Annotated in this window: 20 protein-coding genes and 1 tRNA gene; 6 read left to right on the plus strand and 15 right to left on the minus strand. The window is 66.8% G+C overall.

Going from position 1 to position 24742, the window contains the following annotated elements; genetic code table 11:
• Window positions 1–7 precede the first annotated feature (7 nt).
• A tRNA-Ile gene (locus ACOQPD_RS11200) sits at window positions 8–82 on the minus strand.
• Window positions 83–189: 107 nt separating this feature from the next.
• On the opposite strand from ACOQPD_RS11200, the gene ACOQPD_RS11205 reads away from it, so the two are divergent.
• Entirely contained in the window at window positions 190–1446 is a 1257-nt protein-coding gene (locus ACOQPD_RS11205) for a M20 family metallopeptidase (protein ID WP_420612035.1), read from the plus strand.
• A 48-nt stretch (window positions 1447–1494) separates the two neighbouring features.
• Here the strand turns inward: ACOQPD_RS11205 and ACOQPD_RS11210 are convergent, their stop codons facing one another.
• The 14 genes from ACOQPD_RS11210 to ACOQPD_RS11275 all read right to left on the minus strand — a co-directional run bounded on the left by ACOQPD_RS11210 (window position 1495) and on the right by ACOQPD_RS11275 (window position 17839).
• Window positions 1495–3729, minus strand: coding sequence for a cation:proton antiporter (locus tag ACOQPD_RS11210; protein WP_420612036.1), 2235 nt, complete (start codon window positions 3727–3729; stop codon window positions 1495–1497).
• Between the two features lie 490 nt (window positions 3730–4219).
• Window positions 4220–5284 (minus strand): hypothetical protein, encoded by a 1065-nt coding sequence (locus tag ACOQPD_RS11215; protein ID WP_420612037.1) that lies wholly within the window; start codon window positions 5282–5284, stop codon window positions 4220–4222.
• A gap of 17 nt (window positions 5285–5301) precedes the next feature.
• Window positions 5302–6558 (minus strand): ABC transporter substrate-binding protein, encoded by a 1257-nt coding sequence (locus ACOQPD_RS11220; RefSeq protein ID WP_420612038.1) that lies wholly within the window; start codon window positions 6556–6558, stop codon window positions 5302–5304.
• Window positions 6559–6826: 268 nt separating this feature from the next.
• A complete protein-coding gene (locus tag ACOQPD_RS11225) occupies window positions 6827–7483 on the minus strand; it encodes a mechanosensitive ion channel family protein (RefSeq protein WP_420612039.1) in 657 nt (218 codons plus the stop codon).
• Window positions 7484–7589: 106 nt separating this feature from the next.
• Window positions 7590–8345, minus strand: coding sequence for an SDR family NAD(P)-dependent oxidoreductase (locus ACOQPD_RS11230; protein WP_420612040.1), 756 nt, complete (start codon window positions 8343–8345; stop codon window positions 7590–7592).
• 15 nt (window positions 8346–8360) lie between these two features.
• Complete coding sequence (locus tag ACOQPD_RS11235) at window positions 8361–9401, minus strand: hypothetical protein (protein ID WP_420612041.1); 1041 nt, start codon at window positions 9399–9401, stop codon at window positions 8361–8363.
• A 126-nt stretch (window positions 9402–9527) separates the two neighbouring features.
• On the minus strand, window positions 9528–10499 hold the full coding sequence (locus ACOQPD_RS11240) for a nucleoside deaminase (RefSeq protein WP_420612042.1): 972 nt from the start codon (window positions 10497–10499) through the stop codon (window positions 9528–9530).
• Between the two features lie 227 nt (window positions 10500–10726).
• The gene (locus ACOQPD_RS11245) at window positions 10727–10921 is read right to left on the minus strand and encodes a DUF378 domain-containing protein (RefSeq protein ID WP_420612043.1); all 195 of its coding nucleotides are present in this window, start codon (window positions 10919–10921) and stop codon (window positions 10727–10729) included.
• 165 nt (window positions 10922–11086) lie between these two features.
• Window positions 11087–11728, minus strand: coding sequence for an anti-sigma factor (locus ACOQPD_RS11250; RefSeq protein WP_420612044.1), 642 nt, complete (start codon window positions 11726–11728; stop codon window positions 11087–11089).
• Window positions 11721–12371 (minus strand): RNA polymerase sigma factor, encoded by a 651-nt coding sequence (locus ACOQPD_RS11255; protein WP_420612045.1) that lies wholly within the window; start codon window positions 12369–12371, stop codon window positions 11721–11723. Before ACOQPD_RS11255 ends, ACOQPD_RS11250 begins: the two co-directional genes overlap by 8 nt.
• Window positions 12372–12400: 29 nt before the next feature.
• On the minus strand, window positions 12401–13867 hold the full coding sequence (locus ACOQPD_RS11260) for a fasciclin domain-containing protein (RefSeq protein ID WP_420612046.1): 1467 nt from the start codon (window positions 13865–13867) through the stop codon (window positions 12401–12403).
• Window positions 13868–14139: 272 nt separating this feature from the next.
• Window positions 14140–16500, minus strand: a complete 2361-nt coding sequence (locus ACOQPD_RS11265; protein ID WP_420612047.1) for a xanthine dehydrogenase family protein molybdopterin-binding subunit — start codon at window positions 16498–16500, stop codon at window positions 14140–14142.
• On the minus strand, window positions 16497–16985 hold the full coding sequence (locus ACOQPD_RS11270; RefSeq protein ID WP_420612048.1) for a (2Fe-2S)-binding protein: 489 nt from the start codon (window positions 16983–16985) through the stop codon (window positions 16497–16499). The genes ACOQPD_RS11265 and ACOQPD_RS11270 overlap by 4 nt, the downstream gene beginning before the upstream one ends.
• Window positions 16982–17839: an FAD binding domain-containing protein gene (locus ACOQPD_RS11275; RefSeq protein ID WP_420612049.1), complete on the minus strand. Its 858-nt coding sequence runs from the start codon at window positions 17837–17839 to the stop codon at window positions 16982–16984. The genes ACOQPD_RS11270 and ACOQPD_RS11275 overlap by 4 nt, the downstream gene beginning before the upstream one ends.
• A 576-nt stretch (window positions 17840–18415) precedes the next feature.
• Between ACOQPD_RS11275 and ACOQPD_RS11280 the strand changes: the two genes are divergently transcribed.
• The 5 genes from ACOQPD_RS11280 (at window position 18416) to ACOQPD_RS11300 (ending at window position 24592) form a co-directional block, all read left to right on the plus strand.
• A complete protein-coding gene (locus ACOQPD_RS11280) occupies window positions 18416–19681 on the plus strand; it encodes an aminomethyltransferase family protein (RefSeq protein ID WP_420612050.1) in 1266 nt (421 codons plus the stop codon).
• Window positions 19682–19839: 158 nt separating this feature from the next.
• Window positions 19840–20985, plus strand: coding sequence for a BMP family ABC transporter substrate-binding protein (locus ACOQPD_RS11285; RefSeq protein ID WP_420612051.1), 1146 nt, complete (start codon window positions 19840–19842; stop codon window positions 20983–20985).
• A gap of 6 nt (window positions 20986–20991) precedes the next feature.
• Window positions 20992–22530 carry an ABC transporter ATP-binding protein gene (locus ACOQPD_RS11290; RefSeq protein WP_420612052.1) on the plus strand — a complete coding sequence of 513 codons (1539 nt, stop codon included), beginning with the start codon at window positions 20992–20994 and terminating at the stop codon, window positions 22528–22530.
• Entirely contained in the window at window positions 22527–23648 is a 1122-nt protein-coding gene (locus ACOQPD_RS11295; RefSeq protein ID WP_420612053.1) for an ABC transporter permease, read from the plus strand. The genes ACOQPD_RS11290 and ACOQPD_RS11295 overlap by 4 nt, the downstream gene beginning before the upstream one ends.
• A complete protein-coding gene (locus ACOQPD_RS11300; RefSeq protein ID WP_420612054.1) occupies window positions 23645–24592 on the plus strand; it encodes an ABC transporter permease in 948 nt (315 codons plus the stop codon). Before ACOQPD_RS11295 ends, ACOQPD_RS11300 begins: the two co-directional genes overlap by 4 nt.
• Window positions 24593–24742 lie beyond the last annotated feature (150 nt).

Genomic DNA, 24742 nt, shown 5'->3' on the forward strand with positions numbered 1-24742 from the left:
GACCGGGTGGGCCCACCTGGATTTGAACCAGGGACCTCATCCTTATCAGGGATGCGCTCTAACCAACCTGAGCTACGGGCCCGTGAGGCCGTCATGCTACACGATGACGGGTTGCACCATCGATCCCCGGTACCGCCGAACGGGCGCTAATCCCGATCCGGGATCCGTAATGTTCGTAGGATGGCTCGCATGCCTGTTGACCTCGAGGCCGTACTGGGCGCGGCGGACCGTTTGCGCGGCTACGAGCGAGAACTGCTCGGCTCGCTGGTGGCGCGGCGGAGCGTGCGCTCCGAGCCTTCCGCTGTCCATGAGCTATGCGCCGAGCAACTCGACCGGCTCGGGATGGAGGTGGAACTGCTCACGCCCCGGGTGGACGATCTGGCGAGCCATCCCGAGTGGTGCCCGCCCCGGCCGGCCGCCGAGGAGCCGGATGGTCTGGTGAGCGTCCTGGCATCCCGAGGCAGCGGGCCGGGCATCCTCCTGTTCGCCCACATCGACACCGAGCGGCCCGATCCGCGGGACGGATGGAATACCGATCCGTTCCGGGCGACCGAGATCGGCGGGCGGATCCACGGCCTGGGCGCCGCCGACGACAAGGCCGGGGTGGTGTCGGTGCTGGCCGCGGCCCGGGCGCTGGTTCCCCACCTGGAGGGGGTGCGGCTCGTGATCGGTCTGGTCCACGGGAAGCTGGGCGGTGGGCTGGGAACCCTCCCGGCCATGGAGCGGGTGGGTGACGTGGAGGTATCCGTCTACTGCCACCCGGCCGAGACCGGCCTGGGGATGGAGCACTTCAAGATCGCCACCCGCGGCTTCTTCAACTTCCGGATCGAGGCCGAGGGCCGGCGGCCGGCGCCGGTGGAGATCCGTACCCCCAACTCCGAGGACCCACGCCAGGGAATCAACGCCTTCGAACGCCTGCAGGGAGTTCTCGACGCGGTGGACAGGTGGGCGAACCGGGAGGACCTGCTGTGCTCCGTGAACCGCGTCTCTGCCGGTGTGGGCCCGACCGTGCTGCCGGAACAGGCCGTCGCGGAGGGCGCCGTCTGGTTCCGCCGGGGTACCTTCGCCGGCGTCTACGAGCGTCTCGCCGGCGTGGCAATGAAGGCCGGCGCCCGCTCGACCGCCCTGTTCGGCGTGCGGTCCAACCCCGCCGAGGTCCCTTCCGGCCACCCCCTGGTGGACCTCACCGCCCGAGCCGTCCGCGCCGAGACCGGCGCCGCCCCCCGCATCTACCCGGCCCACGTCGCATCGGACATCCGCTTCCCGATCCGTTGCCTCGGAGCGGCCACGGTCGGGTTCGGCGCCCTGGCCGGCAACTTCTACGGCCCGGACGAGTGGGTGGACGCGGAGGACATGCACCGGGCCACCCGGGTGCTCATCCGGATCGTCTCGGCCTGGGCCGGGCATTTGACCGATGGAAGACCCTGGTCCCGCATCGACACCTGACCCGAAGAGGGACGGCGTCCCGTGCCGCCCCCTCCACGGCTCGTGGTCTCAGATGTCTTCGCTCCGATGGTCAGCGGACCCGTACCGGGACACGACATCCGGGATGGCAACCGTCACCATCGGGATGGCGACGTGCCTTATCACGTGCGACATGTCGTATCCGAAGAAGGGCCGCCTGCTGAGCGGCCGGTTCGTCGCGCCCATGACCAGGAGATCCCACGACCCGGTGTTGGCGGCGTCGACCAACTCTCCCGCCGGCCGGGTGACCGGCTTGACCTCGGCGTTCACCCTCGCCCCCAGCCGTTCGCCGAATGACACCGATTCCTCCACCAGTTCCAGGCCCGCCCTATGGTTCTGGCTGCTGCTCGTCGGATCGAGATAGAAAGCCCCGTCGCGGGTCTCCGCGATCAGGTGCAGTGCGAGAACCGACCCTTCGTTGTGCGCTGCCAGGGAGTAGGCCACCTCTTCGGCGGCGCGCGCGGCCCGGTTCGACTCGACCGACAGCAGCACCGTTCGCACGGTGAGGGAGTCGGGGTCGGGCAGACCGCCGTGGTTGCCGGGACCGGGATAGCGGAAGATGAGGGTGGGCAACTCCAACCTGGCGAGCACCCGGTCGATCACCGTGGAGAAGACCCGGCTGCTGTCGGTGGACTCGGTCGCCCCCAGCACCACCATGTCGTATCCCAGAGCGGCCTCGTTGAGGATCACCTCGGCCGGGTCCGCGCGCCGGCGGCGGATCAGCCGGCACCGATCTGGCCCGAGCGTCCTCATCACCTCTCCCGGACCGGCATCCTCCTCGACCTCGTCCCCCAGTAGCCGTTTCCGCCAGCCGGTCGGCTGGTCGGCAACCGTCAGCACGGTCACCTCGGCCTCCGGGAACAGGGCCTTCAACTGGTGGGCGGCGTAGACGCTGTTGGCGCCTCCGCGGGTCGGAAGGAGAACCCGTTTCGATCCCAGGATCTGGGCCTGCGAGCGGATAGCCTCCGACTCCAACCGGGACTGCTCCTCCTCGCCTGCTTCCATTCCCCGAACCGCCACCCGCAGCATGATCGGGGCGATCAGCGAGGTGACGATGGCCGCCACCACGATCACGGTGTACCCGGTATCGCTCAGGACGCCGAGGCTGAGGCCCACCAGCGCGACCACGATCCCCATCGCGCCGAGCGCCGACAGGCCGGATCCCAGGGCCAGGCCCTCTCCCGAGCTGAGACCCGACCGGCGCGCCCCCACATAGGCGCCGGCCACCTTGGCGGCCACCGCTATCACGATGAGCACCACCGTCCAGATGATGGCGCTGGGGCTGGCGAGCAGGGCGATGTCGACCCGCAGCCCGCTGAACGCGAAGAAGACGGGTGCGAAGAAAGAGTCCGTGACGGTCTCCAGGACGTGCCTGACCGCGCGGACCTGGTAACGCAGCGTGGCGAGGATGATCCCGACGATGAACGCTCCCAGGATGGCCTCGAGGCCCAGAGCCTGGGTGACGGCGCCACCTCCGATGGCGGCTACCAGGCTCACCGTGAGAGCGGCCGGTAGGTTCCGCCCCCGCCGCAGTGCCAGGCGCATCGCCTGGTCGAGCGCCCACCTACCGACGGTGGCCGCCAGCGCCAGGAACAGGACCAGTCCCCCGAGCGAGGCGAGCAGGTCGGAGGCCCGGAAACCGTCCCGGGCTATCCCGGCCAGCCCGGCGAGGATGAGCCATCCCACGGAGTCCATCGTCATGCTCACCGCCAGGGTGACCTGGCCGAAGTTGCGCCGGAGCATTCCCAGGTCCGCCAGGATCTTTGCGACCACGGGCAGGGCCGCCACCGACAGGGCCAGCGCCATGAAGGCGGCGTACAGGCCCCTACCGGCGTCCCCGATGAAGGACGAAGGTGTCAGGAGGGCCACCACCCCCACCACGGCCAGCGGCACGAGCAGTCCCCCCGCCGAGACGTTGACGGCGGCCCGGCGGAAACGCATGATGATTCCCAGGTCGGTCTCGTACCCGATGACGACGAGCAGCATGATCACCGCCAGCCACGCCACCCCGTACACGACCGACCCGGCGGTCGAGTCGGAGAAGAGCCAATCGAAGACGCCCGGGTAGAGCTTGCCCAGGACGCTCGGGCCGATCAGCACTCCCGCCAGGATCTGGCCCACCACCGGCGGCTGGCGGAGCTTGTCGGCGATCCCTCCGAGCAGGCGGGCAGCCCCCACCAGCAGGGCCAGTTGCATCAGGAAGACGAGCACCTGGTGTTCGTCCAGGGTGCCTCCCGACCCGGAGGCCGCCAGCAGGGGCGTCATCGCGGCGAGAAACCCGGCCGACCCGATATGAGCGTTGGGCTGTCCAGGCCGGAGATCATTGGAGGGAGTCACCTGATGGGGAGGGGTTGCTCGCGATCCCGGACACTAGTTGATCGTGGTCGGTCTGTGTTGCGGTCGGCGTGCTCTGGACCGCCATCGACGCCTCTGGCTGTGTCCTGCTTCCTCGACGTACCCTGCGGGTACGCCTTCGTCAGCAGTCCTTGCCATAGACGCCGCTGGCGGCGCCATATCCCACCGCCGCGCCACAGACCGACCACGGGACTCGCGATAACTAGGAACGCGCATAGCGTGAACAGGCCTCAGTCGGCGGTGATGGTCATGGGTCCCCTTTGGTGGGCCTGCGCACCGACGCCCAGGCCCACTCAGTGCACTCCCCGGAGGCACTTCCCCTTGACCACCGGACTCCCGACCAGCAGGCCGATGCCCACCGGCGCGATGAACTGCCGGTCTTGCTCCCGCAGCCGGGTACTTACCCTTCCTGCTTCCGTGAGCCGAGGTAACCGGCCACGAGAAGGATGAGGACTATCCCGATGATTCCCACGATGAGCACGGTCGTCTGCCCGCTCGCGGCCGCCTGCTCCGAATCGTCCGCCGAGGAGACGATGCCGGTGTTCACGTCCGCCACCAAGGCGGCAATCTCCGAATCGATAGCAGAGAGGACTCCCTCGCTCGACGCGATCAGGGCTTGCTCGTCGAGAGACATCTCCAACCGGGCCTCGACTGCGTCGAAGTAGTTGTCGCTCCCGGATCCGGCCTCGATCAATGCGGTCACGAGAGGGATCACCCTCGGGTCCAACTCCGGACCACCGTTGGCGGATAGGAACTCGAGGTTTGCCCTGGCGCCCTGTGCCGAGGAGTCGAAGGCCTCCTGGACGGTGGTGATTAGCGTCGGATCCGTTGCTCGGACTACCGCCGCCAGCATCGAGTGCGCTACGGAGACACCACGTTGCAGCTCGGTCATGTGCTGGTACCGCTCGAGTTCCAGAGGGGACAACGTGTCTGCGCCCGAGGCCGTGTCCCGAACGTCACTCCTACCAGTCATCATGTAATAGAACTGGTCATCGATGCTCTTCATAATGGCGGGACCCAGGATCCGTGTCGTTGAACTGCTGAGTTCACGCCGCTTGAGTTCGTCGTTGACGATGTTACGGAGGAGATCGGGTCGATTGCCGTCCACCTCATCGACGATTGCGATCAGGGAATTGACGTGATCTTCGATCCGCGAGACCCTCTCGTCGTGTCCCCGACCCATGAGGCCCGACAGCTGGGTGGACAACTGGTCCTTCGCGTCGGCTATGTCGCTTCTCATCTCCAAGACGCTCTCGCGAGTCATCCTGAGATTGGTCTCGACCAGCCCGGCCGATGCCAGCGAGTTGGAGTGCTGGGATATCGCCAGCGCCCCGCTTAGCATCGCCGTGTCTTCGCCGGCGTCGCCCTGATCGGTCAGGCTGCCCAGACTGCCCCAACCCACGATCGAAGCGGCGATCACTGCGACCAACGCCACCACCGTGGTGACTACCAGCGATTTGGGCATAGAAACTCGGTTCATTTTCAACCCCCCAGCCTCTCCACTATGCGATGGCTGCCGTCGGAACCTAGGGCGGTCAGGAATACAGCATCCGAACCTTGATTGTCGGAAGGCCCGTACTCGAGCACCATCCCTTCGATGTCGATCGACCCGGCGTTCCGGATGGCGTCGAGGAAACACTGCCGGCTCAGATCGCGGCCGCAGAGGTCGAGTCCCGCAATGGCCAGCCGGCCGGCAAGATAGCCTTCCAGCGAGACAAAGCCGGGGACGGCGTCCTCGTCGAATGCCTTGAGTGCTGCTTGGTACGAACTCACGACAGGAAGGCCGGTGTCTCCCGGTAGCGGGACCACCTGCGTCACGTAGACGCCCTCGGCCCCTGCGCCCAACTCCTCCGCCAGAGCGTTACTGCCGACAAACGAGACCGCCATGAATATCGGATCGATCTCCTCCCGGATCAACTCGATGGCTTTGGCAGCGGAGGAGTAGGTGCTGATCATGATCACCGCCTCGGGCTCGGACCGGACGATGTTGAACACAGCCCTCTTCACCGCGCTCGTGTTCCGCTGATACTGCCCGCCTGCCACCGGAGCCAGCCCGCGCCGTTCAAGGGCAAGGCGCACGCCTTCGAATCCGGCCGCCCCGTACGAGTCATTCTGATAGAGGACCGCCACCCTGGTGACGTCGGCGTCTTCGGTCAGGTGATCCACCATTCTCTCGGTCTCCTGGTAGTACGAGGCACGCAGATTCACCACACTTCCCAGGTCTGCGTGGCGGAGCAACTCGGCTCCGGTGAACGGCGCGACGAAGGGCACGCCCCTGTAGGTCGCCAGCCGAGATGCCGAACGGGAAGTCGGAGTGCCGACCTCGCCGATCAACCCGAACACCCCCTGCCTACTTATCAGATTGTTGGTGTTCGAGTAGGCCGAATCCGGTTCGTAGAAGTCGTCGAGTGTGGTCAAACTGATCTGGCGACCGTGAACACCGCCGGCTTCGTTCTGCTCATGGAAGGCAGCTTGGATCCCCAGCCGCATCTGGATGCCCAGTTCCTGCGCAGGTCCTGTGAATGCGGCAGACTGACCGAACAGCACGCTGTCATCGGTTATGCCTGGTGGCTGCTCTGCAGTCCCCGTCGTGGCCTGCTGAGACGTACCGGACTGATCGGCTGCCGGCGCTACCTCGTCCTCTGAGGTCTGGCACGCGGTCACCGAGATGAGGGCCATGAGCGACAGGCCGGTAGCCAAATGGCGTAGGCGCGGTCCCGAGCTATTCGTTTTGTTCATGCTCCATCCCCGTGGCGTTGCTACCTGGAACCGGCTCGGGAGCCGCCCACGTGAGCGAAGTTCCCTCAGGCTCTGCCTAGTAATGGTAATCAATACCAACTAGGTGTGCCGGTCATTTTCTCGCAGGCGCATACGGACGTCCTCGGGAGCTGGTTCGAGGTCGCTCCGGGAGTCCTTGGAGGCCGTCATGCGCCGCCATGCGCCGCCGGCCCGTGCGGGTGGCCGCAAGACGGGCCGGCGGCAGAGACATGAACGGCATCAACTCGGGTCAGTCACGGTCGGGAAGGACCCTGCTCCACCACTCCTTCGCTGCGGAGATTCCCCCCACGCCGAAGGCGATCACCAGGATGGCGCCCACGGTCCCGACCACGGCAATGAAGAGGGTGTTGACTATCTCCTCGCCGATGTTCAGCGTGTTCAGGGCGACGAATATCCCGAGGGCGATCACCGCCCACCGGGCCGTGGCGGGGAGCCACCGGATGTGACGCTCCTGCGACCACGGGGTGGACAACTCGGCGAGGAACGCACCCAGTGCGGCCGCCACGATAACGATGACTATCGCCGCCACCACCAGGGGTAGGTAACCGATCAGCCCCGTCAGGATGTCGCTGAGATACTCGACGTCGAGAGCCTCGGCCGTGAGCAGGAACACCACCAGCAGGGCGATCCAGTAGATCGCTCGCGCCCCCAGGTCGGTCGCGGTGTAGCCGGCCGCGTTCAGCCGGTCGGCGAGACCGGCCCGCTCCAGCAGTGCGTCAAGGCCGACCGCCTTGAACAGGCGTTGGAACACCCTGTGGACCAGCCGGGCCACCAGCCAGCCGACAACCAGGATTATCAGGGCTCCGATCAGCCGCGGCAGGAATGAGAGTATGGTCTCGCCCGCGTTCTCCAGACCGTTCGAGAGACCATCAATTAGGTCTGACATCTAGTACCTCCGTTCGTCTGTCCGGTTGTCATATGTTGACCGCCGCCGGGCCGGTCGGAGTTCTCGTCCGGTCCCCACCCGGACGATGAGAGATGGAACCCCCGGGTCAGGCGATGGTCTGGCCGGCATCTAGGTAGACGGTGGATCCGGTGGCCATCCTGGATTCGTCGGAGGCCAGGAAGACCGCCGCGCCCACTATGTCCTCGGGGACTCCGATGATGCCCAGCGGGATCATGGAGAGCCGGTACTCGCGGAACTCGGGTACAGCCAGGTCCGACCGGTTCAAGTCCGTCTCGATCAATCCCGGAGCGATGGCGTTGGCGCGGATCCCGTGGGACGCCAGCTCGAAGGCCAGCTGCCGGGTCAGCATCCGCACCCCTCCCTTGGCCACGCAATAGTGGGTGAGATCCCGTCCCGCCAGCGTGTCGCCCGCCGACGACATGTTGATGATGACTCCCCCGTCCCCCTGGCGGACCATCTGGCGGGCGGCAGTCTGGGAGCACAGGAAGAACCCCTTGAGGTTCACCTCGATGATCCGGTCCCATTCCGGTTCCTTGATCTCGAGTAGCGGGGTGCGGATCAGGATGGCGGCGTTGTTGACCAGGATGTCGATCCGCCCGAAGCGGCTCACCGCCCCGCCGATCAGGCCGTTCACGTCGTCGGATGACGAGGTGTCGGCTCGGATCGCGATGGCCTCCGACCCCGCCGCTTCGATCTCTGCTACGGCCGAGCGGGCCGCATCCCGGTCGCTCCGGTAGTTGATCACAACCTTGGCGCCTTCCCGCCCGTATCCCACGGCGATGGCGCGCCCGATGGAACGGGAGGACCCGGTGACTACGGCTACCTTGTCCTTGAGTCGCATGGTCGGGGTGCCCGGCTATTCCAGTTCGAACCCGGGCACCACGAAGCTGCCCCGGTCGATGATCTGGGTGTCCCCGATCCAGATGGAATGGTTGCGGGTGGGTATGTCGAAGTGGAAGTTGACCCGGTTCTCGCCGCCCAGCTTGCGGAAGAAGTTGGCCCCGAAAGCGATCAGCATGTTGCCGTAGTAGCTCTCGGTGTCCATCACCCCGCCGCCTTCCCAGAAGCGGAGTCCCAAGGCGTTCCAGTTGGCCCGGTGCTCGTACCCCCAGCCGATGTGGGAGAGGCCGTAGGCCCGCTTGTCCTTGGGCAGTTCGAAGAAGTCCTTGAGCAACCTCGAATCGGCGCCCCCGTCGATGGAGACGATGCTCCCCTCCCGGATCTCGATGCGGATCGGCTGCTCCACGTACTTGCCCATCGGCAGCAGCGCATCGCCGGCGTCCACCACCAGCGTGCCCTCCGCCGAGTCCTCCAGCGGCGCCACCCCGCACTGTCCGGACGGCCAGTGGTCCCAGCGGCCCGGCTCGTCGGTGTAGCCGTACTGGGCGCCGAGTGGCCGGCCCGTGTACCGGACGGTGAGGTCGGTCCCCGCCTCGGACTGGACCCGCATCGTGTCCGACGTCGCCATGTAGCGCACACTGGCCTCGCCCCGCTCGCGGATGACCGGAATCGGGAAGAGGCGGCGCAGGTGGTCCTCGGGCTCCTCGATCATCAGGGACCGGACACCCGACTCCAGGGCCTCGTTGTGGGCGTCGGAGTAGATCCAGTGCGATCCCATGCTGGCCAGGAACCCCACCACCAGGTCGCACCCCTTCCAGGCCTCGACGATGGTCCGTGACTCCATCCAGGAGTCGTCGGCAGGCACCATTATCTGGAAGAAGTCGCCACCCAGCACCTTCACGGCTCCCATCAGCGCGGTGATGTAGGCCGGGTTGCTCTGGGTGTTGGTGAAGGCCATGACGGTCTGTCCGGGGCCGACCCCGCACAATTCCATGTGGTCCTTGAACATCGGCACCAACTCGGCGCCGGCCGCGGGCGTGGTGGGGACTCTACGCAACGGCGGTCTCCTTTCGGGCTGTCAGGAACGCTCCGGCTGATCCTATCCGGTCGGACTGCCCGCCGGGCGCTACCCGGCATCTACGTCCCTGGTCGTCGCCGGGATCGAGCCTCGAACGCCCTTGCTTCAGGAACTCCAGTAAGTCCGGTGGATGGCAGAGGCCTCGTCGATCAGATGGGGCCCGCTCACCTCCACCTCCCGGTGGCCGCTTTGGAGAACCGCTCGGCAGCCCACTCCGGTCATGGTCGGGTTGAGCCGGTGGCCGCCCGTGTACTCCAGCAGGTGCTCCTCGCTGATCCCGTAGACCATCCGGTTGAGGCCTCCCCAGTACATGGAGCCACTGCACATGGCGCAGGGCTCGCAGCTGGTGTAGAGGGTGGCGGTGGCGATCTGCTCCGGCGTGAGCTTCTCGATCGCCAGCCTCATCAGGTTGGTCTCGGCATGGTTGAGGGGACTCTTGCCGGTGATGTCGCTGTTCTCGACTTCCAGCAGGACGTTCCCGTCCGGATCGGCGAGCAGCGCCCCGAAGGGCAGGTTCCCGTTGGCGACCGATCTGGTTGACACCTCGATGGCCCGCCGGAGGAGCCGTTCGTCCTGAGCGTTCAGCCGGAATTGGTCGTAGAACCCGATGTGGACCGCCGAGGCCTCCTCGACCAGGTGGGGGCCGCTCACCTCGATGTCGCGCTGGCCGCTCTGGAGGATGTTGCGGCAGCCCACGCCCCGCATAGTGGCGGTGCCGGGATCCTCTCCGGTGATCTCCAGGAGATCGAGCTCGCTCATCGCGTAGACCATCCGGTTGAGGCCTCCCCAGTACATGGCGCCGCTGCACATGGCGCAGGGCTCGCAGCTGGTGTAGAGGGTGGCGGTGGCGACCTGGCGGTCGGTGAGGGTGGTCACCGCCATGTTCATGAGGTTGGTCTCGGCATGGTTGAGCGTGTTATTGCCCGTGACGCCGGTGTTCTCCGCCTCCAGGAGGACGTTGCCCGCCGCATCCGCCATGAGGGCGCCGAAGGGCATGTTCCCGCTTGCCACCGAACTGGCGGATACCTCGATGGCCTGCCGTAGCAGCCGTTCGTCCTGCGCGCTGAGCCCTGTCATCCTTCCAAGACTAGCCGTTGGGCTGTTTCCGCGCCTCTGTCCGGTGGCTGACTCGGGGTTCACAACCGTCGACATGGCCTCCGCAGAGGCAGTGGACATGTTAAATCAGTGGTCAGACTATTCCGCACAGGCCTGATCGGGTAGAGGGCAGATTGTTGAGTGGCCAGGATCCGTATGGTCGATGTACGAATCCTGGCCACTCAAAGTGCTATCAGCAGCAAACAGTCCTAGCCGAGTGTGAAGAGGGCCAGAACTCCGGCGATGCCAACGACCACGTAGATGATCCTGGATAGCACGTTGGTCTCACCGAACTTACCTGCCGTGGTGATGGCTGCGACCAGGTCGAATCCGAACAGACCTATCAGGCCCCAATTGATGGCTCCTATGGCTGCTAGGATTACACCTATGTCTAATAGATCCATTCGTCCTCTCCTGGGGATAGACGGTCTAATTACGAGAAAAAGCGTAGCAGATATCCCGAGTTATGTGCAAGTCCTCCCACCATCTTATGGACAGGCTAGTGCGCAAGAAGACTGGGCAGTCCCGGATCCGCGGAGAGGGTTGACAACTGGACCTTCCAGAAGGGCCTATAGGTCAGTCAACGGACCACGTAGGATCGTTCGTCCGGAGTGGCTTGCATCACCGTCGCGAGGTTCAACGCTGATATCGACCACGTAATAGACCTCGGGGTCATGACTCGAAGGTATCTCCAAGACGCTCGGTTCGTCAGGATCCACCACGCCGAGGGAAACTAGATCCACAACGTTGCCTTCGTCATCAGGTTGGATGAGCCACACCTCAAGGTCGGCACCCTCGCCAGGATCAGGCAGACGGGAGTCCACGATCTCGATGGTCAGCCTGTCGTCGTGAGAAACGAGAGAAGCATCACCGCTGGCAGCGTTACCTAAACTATCGAAATTAGCCGGATCGTATGCTAGCGTCGCGGAGGCAAGGATCTCTCCGGTGTCATCGTTAGACGAGAGGAAGATCCCGACTCCGATTACTACGGCGATGAGCGCGGCGGCGGCGACAAGAACGTGCCTACCGGTCCACTTCCGGGAGAGAAGCGGTGCCACAGTCGCGGACGTGTCCTCGCCTATGCCGAGCGTGGTTTCTATGCCGTCCCAGACCTGGTCAGGCGTCTCCAGTAGCTCCAGGTCTTTCTGGTCAAGGTCGCGAAGGATGGCTTCGAGGGCCTGATCTGACGAATCGAAGCGTTCTTTACTCATGAGCCGACTCCAATAGGTGTCGAATCTGCAAGAGGCCACGTCGAAGGAGACTCTTGACTGTGCCGAGTGGTAAGGACATACGCTCAGCAATTTGGCGGTGGGTCAAATCATCGAAGTAGTGCAGCATGATGACCCGCTTGGTTCGATCCGGTAATGAACGCATGGCGTCGGCGATCATTAGCCTATTCCCGATTGCATCGATCTCGGATTCGGTTGGAAGTTCGGCGAGATCGAGGTTCGCGCGGCGCTCGGAGTGTCGACGTTCGGCCCGCACGTTATCGATGATCCGGTTTCGCGTGATGGAAAAAAGCCATCCGACAAGAGTTCCCTTTGCCGGGTCAAATCGGTGCCGACCTTTCCAAGCGCTAATGAAGACCTCTTGGGTGACATCGTTGGCACGGTCCTCGTTGAGGGTCCGCCGGCAGTAGGTGTATATCAGGTTTCCGTGCTGCTTGTACGCTGCCCTCAGCGCCTGTTCCTCGCCACGAGCGAATGCCTTTTCGATGCTGTGGATTGACGCTGGCTCCGGACTCGGCACGGTATGAAGTCTAGAGCCGTGACAGACCGAGAGTGGTTGGCGGGCGGAGTGTATCGCGTTGCGGAACTGAGGGGGGTCTGCTGCGGTCGGGCTGAGGGGAGGCACCCAACGCGACCGCAGCAGCGGTTGTCGCCCTATCCGGCGGAGGGTGGGATGAGGACGGTGTCGATGACGTGGATGATGCCGTTGGAGGCTTCGATGTCGGTGGCTATGACTGTGGCGTCGTTGACGCGGATGGTGTCGCCGTCGATGGTGATGGCTGCTTCGGCGCCGTTGAGGGTGGCGACGGTTTGGCTGTCGAGGGTTGCTACCACCTCGGCGGGTGCTTCGACGCCGAGCACGTGATAGGTGAGTACGGCGGTGAGGAGTTCGGTCTCCCCGAGCAGCTGCTCCGCGGTCATGCCCAAGGCTTCGAGCGCGGCGGCGAAGGCTTCCTCGGTGGGAGCGAACACGGTGAAAGGACCATCCCCCGACAACACATCCACCAGCCCGGCTGCCTGGACAGCCGCCACCAGTGTCGGGAACGCCCCGGACTCCACCGCCACCTCAACCAGCGTCCCCGGCGCATCCACCAACCCGGGTGGGATGAGGACGGTGTCGATGACGTGGATGATGCCGTTGGAGGCTTCGATGTCGGTGGCTATGACTGTGGCGTCGTTGACGCGGATGGTGTCGCCGTCGATGGTGATGGCTGCTTCGGCGCCGTTGAGGGTGGCGACGGTTTGGCTGTCGAGGGTTGCTACCACCTCGGCGGGTGCTTCGACGCCGAGCACGTGATAGGTGAGTACGGCGGTGAGGAGTTCGGTCTCCCCGAGCAGCTGCTCCGCGGTCATGCCCAAGGCTTCGAGCGCGGCGGCGAAGGCTTCCTCGGTGGGAGCGAACACGGTGAAAGGACCATCCCCCGACAACACATCCACCAGCCCGGCTGCCTGGACAGCCGCCACCAGTGTCGGGAACGCCCCGGACTCCACCGCCACCTCAACCAGCGTCCCCGGCGCATCCACCAACCCGGGTGGGATGAGGACGGTGTCGATGACGTGGATGATGCCGTTGGAGGCTTCGATGTCGGTGGCTATGACTGTGGCGTCGTTGACGCGGATGGTGTCGCCGTCGATGGTGATGGCTGCTTCGGCGCCGTTGAGGGTGGCGACGGTTTGGCTGTCGAGGGTTGCTACCACCTCGGCGGGTGCTTCGACGCCGAGCACGTGATAGGTGAGTACGGCGGTGAGGAGTTCGGTCTCCCCGAGCAGCTGCTCCGCGGTCATGCCCAAGGCTTCGAGCGCGGCGGCGAAGGCTTCCTCGGTGGGAGCGAACACGGTGAAAGGACCATCCCCCGACAACACATCCACCAGCCCGGCTGCCTGGACAGCCGCCACCAGTGTCGGGAACGCCCCGGACTCCACCGCCACCTCAACCAGCGTCCCCGGCGCATCCACCGACTCGGGTTCGGATGGCGCCTGGGTGGTCGTGGTCGTAGCGGTTGTCGTCGGAGCCGGCTCGGTCGTGACGGCAGGATCGTCGGAGGCGTCATCCCCGCATGCCGCCACAACCAGCGAGGCCAACACTGCTGCGGCGACAAGCCGCAATAAAACTCTGGACATCCGGTCTCCTGGTCGGGGTCTGTTACCTATACATACGGAGCGGGCCGCCGTTTTGGATGCAGACCCGGATAATCGTTCCGGGCAGACTCGGCAGGTGATCGCCGTAGCCCGTCTGATCGTTCGCCGGCTTCGGAACAAGCCGGAGGGAGGGTGACGGTGGCGGGTTCGATCCCGCGGCCCCTCCGCCCTCCTTCTGCCCTGCACGGGGCCCCGACCCTTCAGGTTCGGGTTCGTCCGGATTGATGGACGGGCAGCGTTGCCAGACGCTGCGGTCAGCGTTCCGGGATAAGGCTCAGCACGTAGGGGGCGGTGATCGGGGTGCGGGTGATCTCGGCTATCCCCTTGCCGGACAGGGCGTCCTCCACGGCGGCGGCGATGGCCGGGCCCGGGCCGATGATCCCCGCCTCGCCGGCGCCCTTGGCGCCCCAGGGCATGGCAGGGGCCGGCGACTCGAAGTGGAGCACCTGCATGGTGGGGATCTCGGTGGCGCCGGGCAGGTGGTAGTCCAGGAAGGAGGTCGACTGGGGATTCCCCCATTCGTCGTAGTGGAGTTGCTCCAGCAGGGCGCCGCCTATTCCCTGGGCGACCCCGCCGACCACCTGTCCCCTGACGATCTGGGGGTTGATGACCGTCCCGCAGTCGTGGGCGACGATGTACTCCAGCATCCTCACCTGGCCGGTTCCGGTGTCGACCGACACCACCGCGGCATGGCTTGCGTTGGTGTACGTGGCGGCGGCGTTGACCCGCCCGTACTCGTCGGGGACGTGTTCTATGCCCGGCGGCTCGTAGGTGGCCGACGCCTCCAGCCCCGGCTCCACGCCCTTGGGCAGGTCGACGGTGCGGATGCTGGCCGCCGTCGCCACCTGCTGCCAGGTGACGGAGGCTCCGGGGCTTCCGCGCACGCTGAGAGCGCCGTCGTGGGCCTCGATGTCCTCCGGGGAGGCCTCCAGCAGGTGGGCGGCGATCCGGGATGCCTTGGCCAGGAGCAGGTCGGACGCGATGCGGAGGGCGCCCGAGGCGACGTTGGTGCTCCGGCTGCCCCAGCTGCCCAGCCCGTAGGGCGTGCGGTCGGTGTCGCCCATCACCACCCGGACCTGGTCGCGGCGGACCCCGAGTGCTTCGGCGGTGAGGGTGGTCAGCATGGACTCCAGACCCTGGCCGGATGTGGAGACCCCCACCGACACCACCGCCGTCCCGTCGGGGTTCACGCGCACCGAGCAGGAGTCGTAGCCGGTCCAGTGTCCGGTGGTCATGAAATAGGTGGGTGTGACGCCTTCGATGTAGTTGACCACGCCTGACCCGAGCCGGATGGCGGGATCGTCCCCCAGCACGGCCCGCCAGTGCTCGGCCCGCTCGGCGGTGACGCGCACCGTCTCCTCGAAGGCTTCCCGGTGGCTTCCCGAGTCGACGATCGCTCCGGCCGAGGTGGTGTAAGGAATGTCGTCCTGGCCGATGAGGTTGCGGCGCCTGATCTCGTTCCGGCCGATGCCCAGCCGGTCGGCCGCCTTGTCCATGAGGCGCTCGATGGCGAAGGTGGCCTCCGGGATCCCGAAGCCACGGTAGGCGCCGCAAGGGGTCTTATTGGTCACCACCGCGAGCAGTCCGACCGACTGGTGGGGGATCCGGTATGCGCCGGTGATGTGGCCGATAGCGGTGTAGGCGGGCGAGTAACCGAAGGGATACATCTCCCCGGCGCCCATGTCCTGGACGGCCATCCCCCTCACCGCCCGGAAGCGCCCATCCTCATCGACCGCCGCCTCGAGGTCGAGGACGAGGTCTCGGGCATGGCAGGTGGCCACTAGGTGCTCGCGGCGGTCCTCGATCCATCGCACCGGCCGCCCCAGCCTCATGGACAGCCACGGGATGGTGACCTCCTCCGGGTAGAACTCGGCCTTCACCCCGAACCCTCCGCCCACGTCCGGGACGATCACCCGGATGTCGTTCTCGTCCAGCGGGAGGCAGTAGGACAGCATGGTGCGGGCGATGTGCGGGAACTGGGTGGTACTCCACACCGTGAGCCGGCCTTCGCGATACTCGGCCACCACGCCCCTCGTCTCCATCGGTACTCCGGTGTGGCGGCCCACCTCGTACCGTCCCGAGACCGTAATCCTGCCGTCGAATTCGGCGTTCGCATCCGGATTGTCGACCGGGAAGTCGACTACCACGTTGTCCGGCCAGTCGGGATAGAGGAGCGGGGCGCCGGGGGCGAGGGCTGCGTCTGTGGTGGCCACCGGATCGAGGGGGTCGATGTCCACGTCCAGCAGGTCGCAGGCGTCCTCGGCCCGGTACCGGTCCTCCGCGACCATGACCGCGATGGGCGCCCCGGCGTAGCGGACCCGCTCCCTGGCGAGGGGGAAGATGCCCACCGGCCGGGCGTGCTCGTCGAAGTCGGGGTAGGGCGAGACGTCCGTCATGTCCCTCGCGGTAAAGGGCCCCGAGACACCGGGGACGTCGAGGGCGTCGCCTATGCCTACCCCCACGATCCGCGCATGGGGCAGCGGGCTCCGGTAGAAGGCCGCCTCGACCATTCCCGGGAGGGCGATGTCGGCCGCGAAGCGCGCTTCCCCCGACAGCAAGCGATTGTCCTCGACCCGGGCCACCAGCGCGCCGATGTGGGTGGGGCGGGCGGTCACCGGGATCGATCCCATGCGGCCATCACCGCGTCGACTATCCCCTCGTAGCCGGTACAGCGGCACAGGTTGCCGGCCAGCAGCTCCCGGACGCTCTCCTCATCGGGGTGATCCTCCGGCTCGACCCCGGCGAGGGTCATCAGGAAGCCGGGGGTGCAGAAGCCGCACTGGAGGCCGTGGTGGTCCTTGAAGGCCTGCTGCATCGGGCTGAGACCGTCCTCCGGGGTGATGCCCTCCACGGTGGTCACCTCGCACCCGTCGGCCTGGACCGCCAGCATCAGGCATGACCGGACCGGTTCGCCGTCCACCAGCACCGTGCAGGCGCCGCAGACACCGTGCTCGCAACCGAGGTGCGTTCCGGTGAGGCGGAGCTCGTCACGCAGCAGGTCGGCCAGGAGCCGGCGGCTGTCCACGGTCCGTTCCACGGTCCGGCCGTTCACCGCCATCGACACTGCCACGCTTCCGGCCGGGTCCGGTACGGGCTTCATGCGGCCATCTCCTCCAGGACGCGGCGGACCAGCTCGCCGGCCACCCGGGCCCGGTAGGCCGGATCGGCGTGGACGTCCTCCGACCCGGACCGGGCGGTCGCCCTGGTGACACGGGCCACCTCGTCGAGCAGTTCGGGGGTGACGTTCTCCCCCGCCGCCAGGCGCTCCACCTCGGGGAGGCGCTGGGGGACGGCGCCCACCCCGAACAGTGCCAGGGCGACGTCCCGAACCGCGCCGTCCGCGGCGGTGGTGAGCCTTCCGGCCACGCCGGCGATGGCGAAGTCGCCGGACCGGGGGGCGATCTCCTTGACGGCCGTCCGGGCCGAGACATCCACGGGGAACCGGACCTCCACCAGTATCTCGTCCGGCTCCAGGGCGGTGGTGAAGGGACCGAGGAAGAAGTCCCCGGCCGGGATGCTCCTGCACCCGGAAGCCGACCGCACCGCCATGGTGGCGCCGAGAACGAGGGCGACCGCGGGCAGCTCGGCCGAAGGGTCGGCGTGAGCGATGCTCCCCACCACGGTTCCCCTGGCCCGGTTCTGGAGGTGACCGACCAGCGGCAGGGCCTTGCTCAGCAGCGGGCAGCGCCGGGCCACCTCGGCGGAGGTCTCGACGGCGCGCTGGGTGACGGAGGCGCCGATGCGGAGCCCCCCGTCCTCGATCGTGAGCCGGGACAACTCGTCCACCATCGCGATGTCCACCAGGACCTCGGGCCGGGCCAGCCGGAAGTTCAGCAGCGGTACCAGGCTCTGGCCGCCCGCCAGCACCCTCGCGCCGCCGTCGTGCTCGGCGAGGAGCCGGAGCACCCCGTTCAGGTGCTCTGGCCGGGCATAGTGGAAAGGCGGTGGCTTCATAAGACGGACCGGAGTCCGAGCGAAGACTACTCGTTGATCGTGGTCGGTCTGTGTTGCGGCGGCGTGCTCTGGACCACCATCGACGCCTCTGGCTGCGTCCTGCCTCCTCAACGTACCCTGCGGGTACGCCTTCGTCAGCAAAGTCCTTGCCATAGACGCCGCTGGCGGCGCCATATCCCACCGCCGCGCCACAGACCGACCACGGGACCCGCGATAGCAAACGAAGGCGCATAGCGCGAACAAGCCCCGGTGACACCTCGGACGCCGCTGCCTACTCCTGCCTATTCAGGAGACGCGAGGTCAACCGTTCCTGCCGTGTCCGGGATTCTCCTCTAGGGGTGCCGGTGAACGGACGTGCCTCGCACCTTCCTCCATCACGGTCTCCAATCAGTCATACCGGGAGAAACGCCGGAGCGCTACTGGGCAAAATGTCGAAGGGCTGCCGGCAGAATCGTCGCATCGCTACCGGCAAGAACGGTCGAGGCTGAGCACGCAGCGTCCGCTGGTTCTTCGGCCGAGGCGGTTCGGCCGGGTCGCGTGTCACAATGTTGAGGAAGCGTAGGGAGGGCTCAGGACATGACGGCGGACCAGGAGTGGAGGAAGGCCCGGGCCAGCCGGTTCCGGCCTGACGGCATCATCGGGACCCCGTTCCACGGGCGGACCGCCCGGAGCAGCGCCACCCCCTGGTACTTCAACTGGGATCTCTGCCATGTGGTGGACGTGTACGACGACTTCCACGCCGAGCTCGGAGCCATCCGGACCAACGTGGCGATGGGCGACATGTCGCCGCTCTGCAAGGTTCTGATCGCCGGGCCCGATTCCGGACGCCTGGTGGACTGGTTGATCACCCGGGACACCGCCGGCCTGCATCCGGGCGGCATCTACTACACGCCCTGGTGCAACGAGGACGGCAAGCTGGTGTCGGACGGTCTGCTGTTCCGCACCGCCGAGGACGCCTACCTCTTCACCGGAGACCCCAGCTACGAGTGGTTCGCCTCCCAGGCCGAGGGTTATGACGTGACCGTCAGCGACCAGACCGACGACCTGGGGATACTGGCGGTCCAGGGGCCCCGTTCCCGGGAGGTCATGGCGGTGGCCACCGGCGTGGACGACATCGAGATGGACTTCTCCCGGCTAGGGCGCTTCGAGATCGGCGGCGTGGAGGTCGACGTCGCCAGGCAGGGCTTCACCGGAGAGCACGGCTACGAGATCCTCACCCCCGCGGGCGCCGGTGACCGCGTTTGGGATGCGGTGGCGGCGGCGGGCGAGCCCCTCGGCATCCGTCCCTGCGGCGAATGGGCCATCGACGTGGCCCGGGTCGAGGCAGGCCTGCTGATCCCAGGCCCGGACTACGCCAACGGCGGTCCGGACGTTACGGGATCGCACACCGTCTCGGCGTCCAATCCGGAGTTCTGCTCCTCGCCCTTCGAGCTCCGCATGGGCCGGTTCGTGGACTTCGACAAGGGCGACTTCGTGGGCCGCGACGCGCTGGTGGCGGAGCAGGAGGCCGGCGGGCCGCCGCGCCGGATGGCGGGGCTGGACATCGACTGGCGAGCCATCACCGAGGCCCACCTCGAGCGGGGCGTGGCTCCCAACGTGTCACCGAGGGTGGAGTGGGTCGCCAAACCGGTCACCAGCGAGGGCCGGACGGTGGGACGGGCCTCCAGCGTCACCTGGGGCCCCACGGTCGGCAGGCTGATCGGCTTCGGCCACCTGGAGTGGGACCTCGCCCGGCCCGGTACCCGGGTAGCAGTGACCTGGGAGATACCAGGCACGGGAGAATCGATTCCGGCTCCCGCGACCGTTGCCGAGCTGCCGTTCCTCGCCCTGAGCAGAACCTGATCGAGGGGGCGTCGGCGGGCGACATCGGCGCTCAATTCGCTACTGGAATGCTGCCGGACGTGGAGGCTTTCCGGCGCGTTTCGTAGACCTCCTACGACAGCCGACTTTGATGTGATCAAGTAGGCTGGCTTCCAATGCCGTGAGCAAGGAGGGCAGGCATGAGGAGATTCCGATCAGGAGTAGTTGTTCTCTTCGCATTGGCGCTGGTAGCAGCAGCTTGCGGGGGCGACGAAGCGGAGGAGGTCACCACCACGGCCGCCCCGGCGACGACCGCGGCGCCCGCCACCACGGCTGCGCCCGAGGAGCCGCTCCGGGTCGCCTTTATCTATGACGGCGAGATCGACGACGGAGGGTGGAACGAGGCCCACGAGAACGGGCGCCAGTACCTGATCGCCAACATGGACGGGGTCGAGACCACCTACGTGGAGAACGTGTCGCCCGGCTCCGAGTTCCAGGCCGCCTTCGAGGACTTCGGCTCGCAGGGCTACGACCTGGTGATCTGCACCACCTGGTGCCAGGACGACGTTCTCTCGGTCGCCCCTGACTATCCGGACACTGTTTACCTGTCGTGGGGCGGCTACGAGACGGCCCCCAACGTGGGCCATTACGACGGCGCCACCGAGGACGGCCGTTACCTGGACGGCCTGGTGGCCGGATCCCAGCCCGGCGTGGAGTTCATCGGTTACGTGGGCGGCTTCGCCATCGAGGAAGTGGTCCGCGGTGTCAACGCCTTCATGATCGGCGCCCGGGAGATCAACCCCGACATAGAGATCCAGGTGGTGTGGGTCAACAGCTGGTACGACCCGCCCGCCGAGCAGCAGGCCGCCCAGGCCCTCGTGGATGCCGGAGCCGACCTGCTCGCCGCCGAGGTGAACGCGCCGGCGGTCGCCAGCGTGGCCGAGGCTGCCGGAATCGGCTACATCCACTACGGGATCGACGGCTCGGGGATCGCTCCGAACTCTTGGCTGTCGGGATTCACCTTCGACTGGGGCCCCTACTACCTGTCCCAGGCGCAGGCGCTTGCTGACGGCACCTGGGAACCCGCCCTCACCTACGGCGGGCTCAAGGACGACATGATCGGGATGGCCCCCTTCGGCTCGGCGGTGACCGACGAGACCGTCGCCCTGGTCGACCAGCGTCGGCAGGAGATCGTGGCCGGCACGTTCGACTACTTCGCCGGCCCGATCACGGACAACCAGGGCAACGTCGTGGTTCCCGAGGGCGGAACGATCCCGTGGGAGGAGCGCACCCTGTGCTGCCAGTGGCTGATCGAAGGAGTCATCGGGGAGATCCCCGCCGGTTGATCCCGCATGGCTGAATCGGTGCCGGAGGTTCCCTCCGGAGAGGCGGCGCGGCTAGCGGGGATCACCAAGCAATTCTTCGGGGTGGCCGCCAACGAGGATGTCGACTTCGACCTGCGCTGGGGCGAGATACACGCCCTGCTGGGGGAGAACGGGGCCGGCAAGTCGACCCTGTGCTCGGTCCTGGCCGGCCTCTACCACCCTGACAGCGGGGAGATCCAACTGGACGGGGAACGGGTGGATCTCGCTTCCCCCCACCAGGCCCTGGACCACGGCGTCGGCATGGTCTACCAGCACTTCCGGCTGGTGGACCGGTTCACAGTGGCCGAGAACCTGACCTTGGGCCACCCCGAGACGGGATTCTTCACTTCCCGCAGATCGCTGGAACGCCAGGTCGGGGAGTTGGGCCGCCGTTACGGGCTCGAAGTGTCTCCCCAGGCGGCCGTGTGGCAGCTCTCCGTCGGCGAGCAGCAGCGGGTGGAGATCCTCAAGCTCCTCTACCGCGGGGTTCGCATCCTCATCCTGGACGAGCCGACCGCCGTACTGACCCCGCAGGAGTCCCAGAACCTCTTCGGCACGCTGCGCGCCCTCGCCGATGACGGGCGGGCGATCGTCTTCGTCACCCACAAGCTCGACGAGGTGATGGCGGTGGCTGACCGGGTGACCGTGCTCCGGGACGGCCGGAACGTGGGCGCCATGCCGACCGCCGAGGCGGATCCGGCCACCCTGGCCCGGATGATGGTCGGGCGCGAACTCTCGGTTCCGGAGCGTTCGAGGACGGCGCCCGGCGAGCCGGTCCTGTCGATCAAGGGGGTCACCGCCGAGGGAGACCGCGGCCTCGAGGCGATACGTGACGTGGAGATCGAGGTCAGGGCCTCCCAGATAGTCGGTGTGGCGGGCGTGGCCGGCAACGGTCAGCGGGAACTGGCCGAGGTCGTGACCGGGCTGCGACGTCCCGAGCGGGGCCAGATCATCATGGGCGGCGTCGACATCACCCGTTCGACCACGCTGGAGCGGATCAAGCTGGGGCTCGGCTTCGTTCCGGAGGACCGGATGCGCACGGGCATGGCGGGTGGGCTCCCGCTGGCCGCCAACCTGGCCCTCAAGGCCTACCGGCAGCCTCCTCTCTCCAAGGGTCCGGTGCTGTCGAAACAGGCGCTGGAGGACCGGGCCCGCACCCTCGAGAAGCAGTTCGACATCCGCGGCGTCCGGGGAGCGCTGCCCACCAGCCTCCTGTCCGGCGGCAACATCCAGCGGGCCATCCTCGCCCGGGAGCTCTCGGCCCGGCCCCGGGTCCTGGTGGCGGCCGCCCCGACCCGAGGCCTGGACGTGGCGGCCATCCAGGCCATCCGCCAACTCCTTATCGAGGAGGCCGAGGCCGGGACCGCCATCCTGATGATCTCGGAGGACCTGGAGGAGATACTGGACCTGTCCGACGAGGTGATCGTCCTCTACGAGGGACAGGTCATGGGCAGGCTGCCGCGTGACCGGGCCGATCCCGATCTGCTCGGGATGCTTATGGCCGGGCGCAACGTGGACGCAGCGTGAGCCTCTCCTTGGGTTCCCGCCGGCTCACCGTCGAGAGCCGCCAGGTTCCCTCCCGCATGGTGCGGTTCCTGGCGCCGACCTTTTCCGTGGCGCTGGCCTTCGTGATCGGTGCCCTGATCCTGCTGGCGACCGGCCAGGACCCGCTGCTGGCCTACACGGAGATGATCAGGAAGGGATTCGTGGGTCGTCTCGCCCTCACGGGAACGCTCATCATCGCCACGCCGCTCATCTTCACCGGCCTGGCCGCGGTGGTGTCTTTCCGCATGAAGGTCTGGAACATCGGCGCCGAGGGACAGTTCATCCTGGGAGCGGTCGCCTCCAGCGGTGTGGGGCTGTGGGTGGGCGACCAGGTGGGTGGTCCGCTGGGGATAGTGCTCATGCTGGTGGCGGGAGCGCTGGCCGGCGCCCTCTTTGCGGCCCTGGCCGCCCTGCCGAGGGCCTATCTGAACACAGACGAGGTGATCTCCACCCTGATGCTCAACTTCGTGGCGCTGGGCATCATGAACTACCTCATCTTCAGCAGCTTCAGCTTCTGGCGTGATCCGGGGCGCGCCACCTTCCCGGTGGGCAAGTTCGTCGAAGACGTGCTGTTCCTCCCCCGCCTGGTAGGCCGGCTCCATGTCGGGCTGATCATCGCCCTGGCGTTCGCCGCCATCATCTGGTGGGCGCTGCGCTACACCAAATGGGGATTCGAGGTGATGGTGACCGGCGACTCGCCGAGGGCCGCCCTCTACTCGGGCATGCGGGTGGACCGCAAGATCCTGTCGGTCCTGATGGTCTCCGGCGCTCTGGCCGGCCTGGGAGGAGGCATCGAGGTGGGGGGCGTGCTCCACAATCTGGATCCCCGCGCCCTGAGCCTGGGCGTCGGGTTCACCGGGATAGTGGTGGCCGCCCTGGCCCGCCTCTCGCCGTTCGGGGTGATCCCGGTCGCCATCCTGGTGGCCAGCTTCTCCAACGCCGCTCCCGGCCTGCAGGTGCTGGGCATCCCGTCGGAGATCGTCATCTTGCTGGAAGGCATCCTGTTCCTCTGCATCGTGGCGGGCGAGTGGTTTCTCCGCAACGCCATCCGCGTGGAGCGCACGGCGGGCCCGGCCGGGGCGGAGGCGCCGGCGTCATGAACGAATCGGTCCTCCTGCTTTCGCTGGCCTCGGCGGTGGTGATCGGTACGCCGATCCTGCTGGCCGGTCTCGGTGAGATGATGACCGAGCACTCCGGGGTCATGAACCTGGGCATCGAGGGGATGCTGCTGGGCGGCGGCGTGGTCGGCTTCTGGATGAGCACCCAGCAGGCTTCGCTACCGCTGGCGATGGCGGTCGGGGCGCTGGTGGGCGCGCTGTTCGCGCTGATCCACGCCTACCTGGCCGTGACCCTACGCGTTAACCAGATCGTGTCCGGCCTCGCCCTGGTTGTGACCGGAACCGGGTTCGCCAGCTTCGTGGGCAGCCTCAACGACTCTTCCCTGATCTACTCCCGGCCTGTTTCCAAGTTCGAGCCGGTGTTCGGGGAGGCGATACGTGATCTGCCCCTGGTGGGTCCGCTGGTCCTGGGTCACGACTGGGTGGTTTACATGTCTTGGGTACTGGTGGCGGTGGCCGCTTTCTGGCTGTTCCGCACCAGGGCGGGCCTGGCGGTGCGGGCGGTGGGAGAGGATCCCGCCACCGCCGACACGGTTGGGATCCCGGTGCGGGCGACCCGCTACGCCTACACGATGATCGGCGGCGCCGGCGCAGGGATGGGAGGCACCTACCTGATGGCCGGAATCTTCTCGACCTACCAGCACGGGATTTCGGCCGGCCTGGGCTGGATAGCCTTCGCCCTGGTCATCTTCGCCGGCTGGCGTCCCTGGAGAGCCCTGGTGGCTGCCTACGTGTTCGGCGCGCTTCGGAACCTCGGGTTCTCGCTCCAGATCCTAGGGGTGGACATCCCGCCCGACGTGCTGAACATGTTGCCGTTCTTCCTGACCATCGTGGCCCTCATGGTCATCTCCGCCCGCCCCGCCGCCGCTCGCCGGTTCAGCGCCCCGTCGGCCCTCTCCGTACCGTACGCACGCGAGAGCCGCTGAGCCACCGCCGTTCCGAAACAGACCGGCGACACCTTTCGGGTCCACGATCGGAGGGTGTCAGGATGTCCCTCGAAGCCACAGGCCCGGTGCCAGTCCACCGAAGATCGGAGATCGGCTCACCCGCAGTGGGCGGGAAGAGTGAAACTTGTC

It is taken from the genome of Candidatus Spongiisocius sp., assembly GCF_965221825.1.
Classification (GTDB): domain Bacteria; phylum Actinomycetota; class Acidimicrobiia; order Spongiisociales; family Spongiisociaceae; genus Spongiisocius.